Genomic DNA, 12,030 nt, shown 5'->3' with positions numbered 1-12,030 from the left:
TCCCCCCCTCCCCCCCTCCCCCCCCCCCCCCCCCCCCCCCCCCCTCCCCCCCCCCCCCCCCCCCCACCCCCCCCCCCCCCCCCCCCCCGCGTCGCGCGTGCCGTGCCGGTGACCGTGCGGGTCAGTGGCTGTGGCCGTGGCCGCCGTGACCGGCGTCGGCCTCTTCCTCGGCCGGCTTCTCGACGACCAGGGTCTCGGTCGTGAGGAGCAGCGCGGCGATGGAGGCGGCGTTCTCCAGCGCGGAGCGGGTGACCTTGACCGGGTCGATGACGCCGGCCTTCACCAGGTCGACGTAGTCGCCGGTGGAGGCGTTGAAGCCGTGGCCCTTGTCGAGCTCGGCGACCTTGGCGGTGATGACGTAGCCCTCGAGGCCGGCGTTCTCGGCGATCCAGCGCAGCGGCTCGACCACGGCGCGGCGGACGACCGCGACACCGGTGGCCTCGTCGCCCGACTTGCCCAGGCCGTCCTCGAGCACCTTGGCGGCGTGCACCAGGGCGGAGCCACCACCGGAGACGATGCCCTCCTCGACCGCGGCGCGGGTCGCGGAGATGGCGTCCTCCAGACGGTGCTTCTTCTCCTTCAGCTCCACCTCGGTGGCGGCGCCGACCTTGATCACGCACACGCCGCCGGCCAGCTTCGCGAGGCGCTCCTGGAGCTTCTCGCGGTCCCAGTCGGAGTCCGTGGACTCGATCTCGGCCTTGATCTGGTTGACGCGGCCCGTGACCTCGGTGCTGTCGCCACCGCCGTCGACGATGGTCGTGTCGTCCTTGGAGACGGTGACGCGGCGGGCGGTGCCCAGCACGTCGAGACCGGCCTGGTCGAGCTTGAGGCCGACCTCCTCGGCGATGACGGTCGCGCCCGTGAGGGTGGCGATGTCGCCGAGCATGGCCTTGCGGCGGTCACCGAAGCCGGGGGCCTTCACGGCGACGGCGTTGAACGTGCCGCGGATCTTGTTGACGACGAGGGTGGAGAGCGCCTCGCCCTCGACGTCCTCGGCGATGATCAGCAGCGGCCGGGAGCCGCCCGCCTGGATGACCTTCTCCAGCAGCGGGAGCAGGTCCTGGATGGAGCCGATCTTGCCCTGGTTGATCAGGATGTACGGGTCGTCGAGGACGGCCTCCATACGCTCCTGGTCGGTCACCATGTACGGCGAGAGGTAGCCCTTGTCGAAGGCCATGCCCTCGGTGAACTCCAGCTCCAGGCCGAAGGTGTTGGACTCCTCGACGGTGATGACACCGTCCTTGCCGACCTTGTCCATCGCCTCGGCGATGAGCTCGCCGACCTGCGAGTCCTGGGCGGAGAGCCCGGCGACGGCGGCGATGTCGGACTTGTCGTCGATCGGGCGGGCCGTGTCCAGCAGCTCCTTGGAGACGGCGGCGACGGCGGCGTCGATGCCCTTCTTCAGGGCGGCCGGGGAGGCGCCGGCGGCGACGTTGCGCAGGCCCTCGCGGACCAGCGCCTGGGCCAGCACGGTGGCGGTGGTGGTGCCGTCACCCGCGATGTCGTTGGTCTTGGTCGCCACCTCCTTCACGAGCTGGGCGCCGAGGTTCTCGTACGGGTCGTCGAGCTCGACCTCGCGGGCGATCGTGACGCCGTCGTTGGTGATGGTGGGGGCGCCGAACTTCTTGTCGATGACGACGTTGCGGCCCTTGGGGCCGATCGTCACCTTCACCGTGTCGGCAAGCTTGTTGACGCCGCGCTCAAGGGCGCGACGGGCGTCCTCGTCGAACTTCAGGATCTTCGCCATGGGAGCTTTCTCTTGTCCTCTCGAACGAACAACGAACTACGCCCCGGACCGCCCGGCGATGCGGGGGCCAGGGGCGCAGTTTCACAGCGGGACTGTGAGGATTACTTCTCGATGATCGCGAGCACGTCGCGAGCCGAGAGGACGAGGTACTCCTCGCCGCTGTACTTCACCTCAGTGCCGCCGTACTTGCTGTACAGAACGACGTCGCCGACGGAAACGTCGAGCGGGAGCCGCTCGCCGTTCTCGAAGCGACCCGGACCGACGGCCAGGACGACGCCCTCCTGGGGCTTCTCCTTGGCAGTGTCCGGAATAACCAGGCCAGAGGCCGTGGTCTGCTCTGCGTCGAGCGGCTGGACCACGATGCGGTCCTCGAGCGGCTTGATGGCAACCTTGGTGCTGGCGGTCGTCACGATCCGACCTCCCCCTTCGGAGATCTCACGGGGTTAACTGTCTGGGTCGCGTGACCGGGCTCGATCCGTCGTCGCGGGTGCCGGACCTGTCCTGCCACGCATTTGGCACTCTCCAGTGGGGAGTGCCAGACATGACACTATGACCGCGATTAGCACTCGGTCAAGCTGAGTGCCAGTCGAGGCCCGGCGGTGGCCCGATCGGGTGGCCGCCTCCTAGACGTAGTCCTCCAGCTTCGCCACCGCGTAACCCTTGTCCGTGATCGTCTTCATGACGTGCCGGATCATGTCGGGCATCGAGCCCTTCCAGTCCTCCTTGCCGCGGAAATGCGTGAGGACGATGTCCCCGGGGTGCAGTTTCCGGTCCCACTCGCGCCACTCCATGTGGTCGGGGAACGCCTCGGACGACCAGAGCGGCACCGCCTTGACGCCGCAGGACTTGGCGGCGCGGAGGGTGCCGGCGTCGTAGTTGCCGTACGGCGGCCGGAACAGCTCGGGCCGCTTTCCGAACCGCTTCTCGATCCTGTCCTGCTGGCCGCAGATCTCCCGCTTCTGCTTCTCGTAGGAGAGCCCGGGGAGGTAGGGGTGGGTGAGGGTGTGGTTGTGCAGGGAGACGCCGCGGGCCTGCATCTTCTTGAAGTAGGCGTAGTTGTCGCTGATGACGTAGTCACTGAGGAAGGCGCTGTACGGGATCTTCAACTCGGTCATCATGCGCAGCAGTTCGGGGTCCTTCTCGGCGCCGTCGTCGATCGTCAGGAAGACGACCTTCTCCTTCGTGGGGACGCTGGTGAAGACCGGCGGGAGGGTCGCGCCGCCCGTGACCTCGAAGCCCTTGCGCGTGGTGATCCGCGGCTTCACCGCGGGCGGCGGGGGCGCGGCGAGCGGGGTCCTGGCGAGCTTCCACTTCTTGGCAGCGACGGCTCGCACCGCCTGGGCCCTGGCGACGGCGGCCTCGGCCTTCTTCACGTCCGCCTTCTCCGCCTCGGCCTTCTTCGCGGCCTCGGCCTTCTTCGCGGCTTCGGGGCCCGCCCGGCCCGGCGTCGCGGCGGCGGACTCGACGGGTCCGCCGCCTCCGCCGCCCCCGTCCCCGCTCCGGCCGCCGCGGTCACCCCCGCCCCGGTCACCGGACTCCCCCGCGCAGGCGGAGCCCAGCGCGGCGATCAGGAGTACGGCGGCGACCGCGCGTGTCCGTCCGCCGGTGTGCCTCTTGCGCCGCTCTGCGGCCTTTTCTTCGTTTTGTCGTACTAGTTGCATGGCGCCGCATCCTGTCAGCGCGCGGCCCGCGCGCCCGGCCGACACCGCCGGTGAGCGCCGACGGTCCCCCGCCTGGCCCACAATGGCCCGGTGACCGACCGCACCGACCGCACCCCCTCCCCCGCACCGTCGCTCGCCCCGCTGCTCTCCGACGAGGGTCAGGCCCTGCTCACCGCCCTCCGCGACCACGACCCGGCCCAGGAGCTGGCCCTCGCCACCCGGCTGCGCCGCGACCACCCGGCCGAACTGGTCTCCGCGGCCCTCGCGCAGGCCCGGCTGCGACAGCGGGCGGTCGCCAAGTTCGGCGAACGGGACGCGTACCGCATGTACTTCACGCCGCACGGCGTCGAGCAGGCCACCCGCACCTCGGTCGCCGCCCACCGGGCGGGCCGGTTCCGGGACATCGGCCCGCGGGACGGCGGCCCGGCCCGGATCACCGACCTGTGCTGCGGCGTCGGCGGCGACGCGATCGAACTGGCGCGCGCGGGGTTCGCCGTGACGGCGGTCGACCGCGACCCCGTGACCTGCGAGATCGCCGCGCTCAACGTCCGCACGCTGGCACCGGACGCCCCGCCCGCGACAGTCGTGCGCGCGGACGTCCTGGCGTACGACCTGGCCGCCGCGCCAGCCCCCGACGCCCTCTTCGTCGACCCGGCCAGACGCGGCGGCCGGGGGCGGATCTTCGATCCGGAGGCGTACTCGCCGCCGCTGTCCTGGGCGGTCGAGGCGGTACGCGCGGTCGGCGCCGGCGGCATCAAGATCGCGCCCGGTATCCCGCACGAGCTGGTCCCCGACGACTTCGAGGCCGAGTGGATCTCCGACGGCGGCGACGTCAAGGAGGCGGTGCTCTGGCACCGCGCGACGGGGCCGGGGCCGGGTGCGGAATCCGGTCCGGGGCCGCGGGCGGGTGCGATCACGCCCGGCGCCCGGCGCGCCACACTGCTTCCCGCCGGTCTCACCCTGACCGGCCGCGGCCTGCCGGACCCACCGGTCAGGGAGGTCGGCCGCTATCTGTACGAGCCGGACGGCGCCGTCATCCGCGCCCATCTGGTCGCCGAGGTCGCCGACGAGCTGGACGGCGGGCTGATCGACGAGACCATCGCGTACATCACGGCGGACGTACGGCGCCCGACGCCGTACGCGGTGGCGTACGAGATCACCGACGTGCTGCCGTTCAACCTGAAGCGGCTCAAGGCCCTGCTCCGGGAGCGCGGCGTGGGCGTCCTGACGGTCAAGAAGCGCGGCTCGCCCGTCGAACCGGAGGAGCTGCGGCGGAGGATGAAGCTCCAGGGGCGGGAATCGGCCACGGTCTTCCTGACCCGGGTCGCGGGCGCGCCCACCATGCTTCTCGGCCACCCGGCCTGAGCCCGGCCCCCGAAACCTGCCATTCACCGCGATTCGCCATGCCCTGGTACGTGTTTGAGACGGTTTCAGCATCCCGCGTCCATATCCTCTGGCGTGTTCCCGTCATAAGCTCCCCTGTTGGGGCGGTTTGAGGCGTACCGCCGGAACACCGCGTATCGCGAGGGTGGTTGGGGCGGGAAATGGCTTCTTACGGGGGTACACCGGCGTACGACGGCGCATGGACGCCGCCCGATCCGTCCGGGCGGCGCGAGATGCCTCAACTGCTGCTCGTCGCCCGGTGGTTGGTCCACGCGCTGTTCGGTTTCACCGTGCTGGGCGGAGTCGGCCTGCTCCTCTCGGCCGCCGCGGCGGACGCGGTGGACGCCGGACTCATCGGTCTGACCCTGTGGGCGGCGGCGCCCGGCACGGTGGGCTGGCTGCTGTCCCGGCGGCTGTGGACCGGCGGCGTGCGGGAGTGGCGGGCCCTGATCGCCGTCCAGGCATGGCTGGTTCTGGGCGGCGTCTCCAACATCACCGAGGGCTCCTTCCAGGGCTTCACCCAACTCGTCCTGCCGGTACTGATCCTGGTCTTCCTGTGGCACCCCGAGAGCCGGGAGTGGCTGCGGCTCGACCCGGAACGGCGGTCGCCACACCGGCCGTTCTCGTTCGCCCGGTTCATCAGGTGGCGCGGCGACGGGGGCCAGACGGCGCTCGAATACCTCGGGCTGTTCGTCCTCGTGGCCGCGATCATCGTCGGGCTCACGGCGAGCGGCGTCGGCGGGCAGGTGTCCGACGGCCTGCGGTCCGCGGTCTGTTCGATCACCGGCGCGGCGTGCCCGGCGGGCGCCGACGGCGACTCCGTCGAGGCGGGCGACGGCCGGGAGGGCGTCGACGGCGGCCCGGCCGACCCGGGCGGTCCCGGGGACCCCGGCGCTCCGCGGAACGACAACGGCGGCACCGTCCCGGTGGGCGTCGAGACCGACGAGGACCGCGAGGAGGGCGCCGCCGGTGAGCCCGGCTGGGAGGACGACGAGGCCGCGGCCGGCAACGGCGAGGACGACGGGGAGAAGGCCGAGGACTGCGGAGGCTGGGGCTTCTTCTCCTGCGCGGCCGACCGTGGCGGCCAGGTCGTCAAGGGCCTCTTCGTGGACGGCCTCTGGGGCGACGTCACCGGCGTCTGGGACCTCGTCACCGACCCGGGCGGCACCTGGGACGGCCTCAAGGAGTACGGCGGCAGCCTGGGCGACAAGTGGTCGGAGGACTCCAAGGACGCCGGTGACAAGTGGGCCAGGGGCGACTACCTCGACGCCCTGACCGACTGGGGCGGCGCGTCCGTCAACACGGTGGTCACGGCAGGCGACGACATGTTCGTCGGCGACGAGGTCCGCGACCGGTGGAACAACGGCGAGAAGACCCGGGCGGTCACCGACGTCGTGTGGAACGTCGGATCGATCTTCATCCCCGGCTACAACGCGGCCAAGGTAGGCGGGAAACTCGGCAAGGCCGGGAAGCTGGGCAAGCTCGGGAAACTCGGCAAGGCGGCCGACAAGGCCCGCGAGGCCGCCGACCGCGCCCGCAAGGCCGCGGAGAGGGGCGACGTCAAGGCCGCCGAAGACGCGGCGAGTCAGGCGCAGAAGCACGCCGACGACGCCGCGAAGGAGCTGGCGGAGAAGGGCTGCCTGATCAGCTCCGGCCCGCTCGGCGGCCGGCTCCCCGGCGGTCCCGGCGCTCCGGGCGCTCCGGACACCGAGCGGCCCTCGCTCACCGGCGGCGTCAACGCGGCCGGACGGACCGTGGCGGTCTACCGGGCGGGCGGCGTACCCGTACTCCTCCCGTTCGAGAAGAAGTGCGACGGTGCGAGCCAGGAGGAGATCGACGCCGCCGAACAGGCGAAGAAGGACGCAGCCGACGCGCAGGCGGCCAAGCGGGAAGCCGGCCAGAAGGCGGTCGCCAAGTGGAAGAAGCCGTCCTGGTACGGCGATCTGAAGAATCCGCGCAAGGGCTCCAAGGACCTCGGCGACGGCAAGTGGAAGACGAAGAAGTCGGTCGCGTACGGCCCGGCGATGGAGCGCTGGATGCGGTTCCAGGAGCAGGTCTCGGGGGTGAAGCGCGGCAAGGAGTACGCGGTGAAGGACCCGGCCACCGGGCGCGACGTCGACTTCGACGGCTGGGACTCCGCCGGGCAGAAGTACAAGGAGGCGAAGTTCGGTTACGGGGGCAAGGTCCGTCCGGATGGCACCCTGGAACCCGCACAGGCCACCAAGTGGGTCGAACAGGCGCGGCGCCAGGTGCGGGTGGCGAACGGCAAGCCGGTCGAGTGGAACTTCTCCAACAAGCAGGCCGCCGACGCCGCGCAGAAGGCGTTCGATGATGCTGGGGTGGACGTGGACGTCGTCCACACGCCCTGGAAGCCGTGACGGGGCTGTGACGGCGAGAAGCGGCGAGGAGCGACAGGCAGATGCACCATCGGGAGTCTCGGGAGTGACGGGCATGGCGAGCGAAACCATCGTGAAGGCGTCCTGGGGTCCCAGGCCCGAGTCCTGCGAGGAGCTGGCCGGCCGCTGGCTGGAGCTGCTGGGGCGGCTGACCGATCTTTCGGCCGGTGAGCTGGCGGACTGGCGGTGGGACACCGACGGGGCCACGCCGGGCGAGGCCGTGCCGCGGGACATCACCGCCTTCGCGGCGGCGGTGGACGCGGCCAACCCGCAGGACGACGCGGACGTCGTCGGCCGCACGGCCGTCGTGGTGGCCCGGCGGCAGGACGGCGGTTACGCGCAGCTCAGGGTGGGGGCGGGCGGTACGGACGGATACACCCCGTTCGGCGCGACGCTGCTGCTCTTCCCCGGCTCCCCGGACGGCGCGGCGCCGCTCACGGACCGGCTCCCGGAGGCACTGGCGGCCGTGGCCGGGGTCTGGGACGCGGACACCGGCAGCGCGCACGACCGTGAGCTGTTCGCGGCGCTGAAGTCCGCCTACGGCCTGCGGGCCTCGCACCCGCGCGCCGGCTGGTCCGTCTTCCTGTCGGCGAACCGGGCCGCGCGGGTGCCCGCGGACTTCGCCGCGCCGCGCCTGGCGGCCGGGCCGGGCGGAGTCGTACTGGACGTCGGCGCCACCACGGACGCGGTGCTCGCGGCGCACAAGGCGCTGGCGGACGCGGGGGCGCTGGCCCCGGCGGCCACCCCGGCGGACCGGCCGAAGCTGTGACCTCCGGCGCTCCGGAGGCTTCGGCGGGGCGGGGACCGGGGCAGACGGAGGGACCGGGGCGCGACGCGCTCGCCTTCAAGGCGGCTGTCGACGCGCGGACCGCCGCCGTGGAACGCCTCGCCACCGCCCCGTACGCGCCGCCCCGGCCGGACGGCGCGGACCCCGCCCGGTCCGCGTCGGGGGCGGATTTCGCGATCGTCGCGCTGCGGGTCAGCGCCGATTTCTACGAGGACGAGGACCTCGGGCGCCATGACGCCGTCCTCGACGCGTACGAGACCGAACTCCGGGGCGTCGTCCACGCCCTCGACGCCCGGTGGGGCGCGCACCGGACCGTGGAGCTGACGGCGTACGCCGACCGGTATCTGGCCGACGAGCCGGTGCCGCCGTTCTACGCGGCCCTGTGCGGGCTGGGCTACTTCGGCGACATCGAGACATGGCGGGTCGGCGGACGGCTGGTGGCCGTGGGGGTGGGGCAGCAGGACGCGGAGGAGCCCGTCGTGCTGTTCGGGGCGGTCAGCGGCGCGCCGGAGCGGTACCCGGCCGGCTGAGGGCACCCCGGACGGCCCCCAGGGGCGCCGTCCGGTGTCAGTCCCCGTCCTTCTCCAGGCGCGGCTTCCCGGGCTTCGGCTCCGTCGGCTCGGTGGACCGCGCCGTGGCTTCCGCCGGCTCCGCGGGCCGCTTCCTCGGCTCCGCCGGTTCGGTGGCGCTGAGCTGCGCGTCCAGGATCGCGGTGTCCAGATCGGTGATGTCGTCCGCGTAGATCCGCGAGAGCGGCTGCGGACCGACGTACTGCTGGCAGTTGCACTGCGCCGGCTCGTACGCCTTCGGTTTCCTGTTCTCGTCCCAGGCGGTCGCGACCTCGACTCGCTCATGGCACTTGCCCTGTCTGTCGTGCTTGGCGAGATGGTGCGTACACCCGCAGACGGGCTCCGGCGGCTTGTGTGACTCCTCAAGGGCGAGCCGGCCGCCCTCGACGAGCTTGAGACGCTCCACTCTCCGCTCGTGCCGGGTGCGCAGCGCGCTCCGGCCCGTATCGGCGACCCAGCTGAAGCCACCGACCATGAAGAAGACGAATATCCACCACAGCCAGTTCATCCGCCGCCCCTTCACCCCATGAAATGGCGCATGCGTTCCACCCAGGATAGAACGGGCGGCGTAGGAACGGCCTCAGGGAGCGGGGGGAGACTTCGGGGCACATCCGGACATCAGGTGCCACTCACGTCCCCCAAATACCACGATTTTCGCGGTTTCAGCGATGGACGCCCGGTCCCGGCGTCCCGGCCGGGTCTCCCGGGGAGGTCGGCGAGGTCCTGGCCGTGGCCAGCCGGACGGCCCAGCGGTAGTGCGCGACGGCCTTCGTCACGCCGATCAGGCCGGCGATCCAGAAGAGGGTGCCCGCGCCCATCAGGTACCAGACCTCCGCGTACGTGTCCTGACCCCGGCGCGCGCTCGCGGGCGTCTCCAGGGCCAGCCACAGACCGAACGCCCCGGCCAGGAACGAGATCAGCAGCCAGCACAGGCTCACGCCCGGCAGCCGCAGCCCCGCGTCGCGCGCCGGGTCGCTCGCCAGCGCCGCCCACCGGTGCGTCAGCGTGCGCATCGCGCCGTCCCGGCGCAGCAGCAGCCCGAGGACGATCCCGCAGGCGGTCATGACGCCGACGCCGAACGCCGCGATCAGCCCGCCCATGACGACGCCGAGCGGATCGACGACCTCCTCGGCCAGCGCCCGCAGGGCCTGCCCCGTCATCAGCCAGCCGAACTGCGCTCCGGCGACGAGCAGCAGGAACTGCGCGAGCCGGGCGAACCCCATGCTTCGCCCCACGAGCAGACCGAGCACGCCCGCACGGTCGGCGAGCAGCGCCTGCTCGTCGGGCCAGGTGCGCAGGTGTACGGGCGGCGGAGGCGGCGGCAGCGCGGGCACACGGCGAGACATGGGGGCGAGCCTATTGCCCGGCCCCGGACCGTCTCTCCGCGCATTGACATGCAGCCAATCGGCTGCCCGAGGCGACCGGCCTCGGCGAGGAGTACCGCGTCAAGGCGGCGGCCGAGGGGCGGTCGAAGGTGACCTTCGAGATCGAGCCGATGGGTTCGACGGTCAGGCTGACCGTGATCCACGACGGCTTCCAGCCGGGCTCCACCGTCCTGTCGAGCGTCAGCGAGGGCTGGCCCGCGCTGCTGTCGAGCCTCAAGACGCTGCTGGAGACGGGTGAGCCGCTGCCCGAGGAGTGAGCCCTTCCCGCGGTACCGGCCGGCGGGCCGCAGGCTCATCGGGTGCGCCCCGCCCCGGCTCACCCGGTGCGGGCCGCCCGGTCCTCCAGGAGGGCGCGTTCCCGTTCGTTGCGGGTCAGTCCGGCTGCCCGCAGGAACTCCGACCGGGCCTCCTCCGCGCGCCCCAGCCGGGCCAGCAGATCCCCGCGCACGCTCGGCAGCAGGTGGTAGCCCTTGAGCGCGGGCTCCGCCGCGAGCGCGTCGACCAGTGCCAGCCCGGCCTCGGGCCCCTCGGCCATCGAGACGGCGACCGCGCGGTTCAGTTCCACGACCGGCGAGGGGGTGAGCGCGGCGAGCCGTCCGTACAGGGCGGCGATCGCGGCCCAGTCCGTGTCCTCGTACGCGGCCGCCCGCGCGTGGCACGCGGCGATCGCGGCCTGGAGCGCGTACGGGCCGGGGGCGCCGCCCAGCGCGTTCGCCCGGGTCAGGGCCTCGACGCCACGGCGGATCAGCCGCCGGTCCCACTGTGAGCGGTCCTGGTCGGCGAGGAGGACGGGCGCGCCGCCGGGGCCGGTACGGGTGGCCGTACGGGACGCCTGGAACTCCAGCAGGGCCGCCAGGGCGTGCACTTCGGGCTCGTCGGGCATGAGTCCGCCCAGTACGCGTGCGAGCCGCAGCGCGTCCTCGCAAAGCCCGGGGCGCAGCAGGTCGTCCCCGGCGGTGGCGGAGTAGCCCTCGTTGAAGACGAGGTAGATGACCTCCAGTACGGAGGCGAGGCGCGCGGCGCGCTCGGCGCCGTACGGCACCTCGAAGGGCACCCCCGCCTTGGCGAGACCGCGTTTGGCGCGCACGATGCGCTGGGCGACCGTCGGCTCCGGCACCAGACAGGCGCGGGCGATCTCGTCGGTGGTGAGTCCGCCGAGCAGCCGCAGGGTGAGCGCGACGCGCGCCCCGGTGGACAGCACGGGGTGGCAGGAGACGAAGACGAGCCGCAGCAGGTCGTCGTCGATGTCGTCGGGTTCGGCGGGCTCGGGCGGCGGCGCCGTCTCCTCCAGGGTGCGGCCGACCTCGGCCAGCTTGCGCTTGTACGTCTCCCGGCGGCGTACGAGATCGATGGCGCGGTGCCTGGCCGTGGCCATGAGCCAGGCTCCCGGTCTGTCCGGGACGCCCGACTCGGGCCACTGCTCCAGCGCGGCGACCAGGGCGTCCTGCGCCAGCTCCTCGGCGATGCCGACGTCCCGCACGACGCGCGCGACCGCCGCGATGATCCTCGCCTGCTCGATCCTGAATACCGCTTCCACCGCGCCCGCGCTGCCGCTGTCTGCCGTCACGGCCACCCATCAGAACACCGGGGGCGGGCGGACGCCAACGCGGGGCGACCGCGCGGGCCGGTGGTTACTCGCCGATCTCGCGGACCTGGATCGAGATCGTCCAGGCGTCCTCGTGGATCTGGAGGAAACGCTTGCTCCACTCGACGGCCTCGGCCTGGTTCTTGGCCTGGAGGATCGAGTAGCCGCCGATGACCTCCTTGGACTCGGTGAAGGGCCCGTCGGTGACCGAGATCCTGCCGCCGGACCACAGGACACGGGTGCCCTGCGCGGACGGGGTGAGCCCGGCGGTCTCCAGCAGTACCCCGGCCTTGTTCATCTCCTCGATGAGCGCGCCCATGCGGTCCATCAGTTCGGGGCTGGGGCCGTCGGAGGGGGTGTTGTTCTCGTCCAGGTGGATGGTGGTCAGATAGCGCGGCATGGTGACTCCTCGGTGTGCGTGCGGGCGGGATGTTCCCCGCCTCTCACCCTTGCGTCGAACGGGCGGGGACCGGATCGACACACGCCGCGAAATCCGTGCGAAGTCTCTTCCCGGGGT

General features: G+C 72.3%; 11 protein-coding genes and 1 pseudogene. 5 read left to right on the top strand and 7 right to left on the bottom strand.

Annotated elements, in window-relative coordinates:
- Positions 1 to 121: 121 nt before the first annotated feature.
- The 3 genes from groL to ACZ61E_RS04015 all read right to left on the bottom strand — a co-directional run bounded on the left by groL (position 122) and on the right by ACZ61E_RS04015 (position 3,408).
- Positions 122 to 1,747, bottom strand: a complete 1,626-nt coding sequence (gene groL, locus ACZ61E_RS04025; protein ID WP_469697333.1) for a chaperonin GroEL — start codon at positions 1,745 to 1,747, stop codon at positions 122 to 124.
- 101 nt (positions 1,748 to 1,848) lie between these two features.
- On the bottom strand, positions 1,849 to 2,157 hold the full coding sequence (groES, locus tag ACZ61E_RS04020) for a co-chaperone GroES (protein WP_023539274.1): 309 nt from the start codon (positions 2,155 to 2,157) through the stop codon (positions 1,849 to 1,851).
- 213 nt (positions 2,158 to 2,370) lie between these two features.
- Entirely contained in the window at positions 2,371 to 3,408 is a 1,038-nt protein-coding gene (locus ACZ61E_RS04015) for a polysaccharide deacetylase family protein (RefSeq protein WP_469697330.1), read from the bottom strand.
- Between the two features lie 90 nt (positions 3,409 to 3,498).
- Between ACZ61E_RS04015 and ACZ61E_RS04010 the strand changes: the two genes are divergently transcribed.
- From ACZ61E_RS04010 to ACZ61E_RS03995, 4 genes are all read left to right on the top strand, one after another.
- Positions 3,499 to 4,773, top strand: a complete 1,275-nt coding sequence (locus tag ACZ61E_RS04010; RefSeq protein WP_469697328.1) for a class I SAM-dependent methyltransferase — start codon at positions 3,499 to 3,501, stop codon at positions 4,771 to 4,773.
- A 179-nt stretch (positions 4,774 to 4,952) separates the two neighbouring features.
- The gene (locus ACZ61E_RS04005) at positions 4,953 to 7,169 is read left to right on the top strand and encodes a Tox-REase-5 domain-containing protein (protein ID WP_469697326.1); all 2,217 of its coding nucleotides are present in this window, start codon (positions 4,953 to 4,955) and stop codon (positions 7,167 to 7,169) included.
- A 73-nt stretch (positions 7,170 to 7,242) separates the two neighbouring features.
- Entirely contained in the window at positions 7,243 to 7,956 is a 714-nt protein-coding gene (locus tag ACZ61E_RS04000; RefSeq protein ID WP_469697324.1) for a hypothetical protein, read from the top strand.
- Entirely contained in the window at positions 7,953 to 8,504 is a 552-nt protein-coding gene (locus tag ACZ61E_RS03995) for a hypothetical protein (RefSeq protein WP_469697322.1), read from the top strand. The genes ACZ61E_RS04000 and ACZ61E_RS03995 overlap by 4 nt, the downstream gene beginning before the upstream one ends.
- 190 nt (positions 8,505 to 8,694) lie before the next feature.
- Here ACZ61E_RS03995 and ACZ61E_RS03990 read toward each other — a convergent pair.
- Positions 8,695 to 9,051, bottom strand: a pseudogene (locus ACZ61E_RS03990) (hypothetical protein); the annotation flags it as partial.
- 154 nt (positions 9,052 to 9,205) lie between these two features.
- Positions 9,206 to 9,889, bottom strand: a complete 684-nt coding sequence (locus tag ACZ61E_RS03985; RefSeq protein ID WP_469697320.1) for a hypothetical protein — start codon at positions 9,887 to 9,889, stop codon at positions 9,206 to 9,208.
- Between the two features lie 62 nt (positions 9,890 to 9,951).
- On the opposite strand from ACZ61E_RS03985, the gene ACZ61E_RS03980 reads away from it, so the two are divergent.
- A complete protein-coding gene (locus tag ACZ61E_RS03980; protein ID WP_469697572.1) occupies positions 9,952 to 10,185 on the top strand; it encodes an SRPBCC domain-containing protein in 234 nt (77 codons plus the stop codon).
- A gap of 59 nt (positions 10,186 to 10,244) precedes the next feature.
- Here the strand turns inward: ACZ61E_RS03980 and ACZ61E_RS03975 are convergent, their stop codons facing one another.
- Together ACZ61E_RS03975 and ACZ61E_RS03970 are read right to left on the bottom strand one after the other, a co-directional pair.
- Positions 10,245 to 11,501, bottom strand: coding sequence for an RNA polymerase sigma factor (locus tag ACZ61E_RS03975; RefSeq protein WP_469697318.1), 1,257 nt, complete (start codon positions 11,499 to 11,501; stop codon positions 10,245 to 10,247).
- A gap of 58 nt (positions 11,502 to 11,559) precedes the next feature.
- A complete protein-coding gene (locus tag ACZ61E_RS03970) occupies positions 11,560 to 11,913 on the bottom strand; it encodes a YciI family protein (protein ID WP_469697317.1) in 354 nt (117 codons plus the stop codon).
- Positions 11,914 to 12,030 lie beyond the last annotated feature (117 nt).

It is taken from the genome of Streptomyces sp. NPDC104581, from assembly GCF_055583685.1.
The sequence above is the reverse complement of the archived record's forward strand: the minus strand, read 5'-3'. Positions and strand labels throughout refer to the sequence as shown.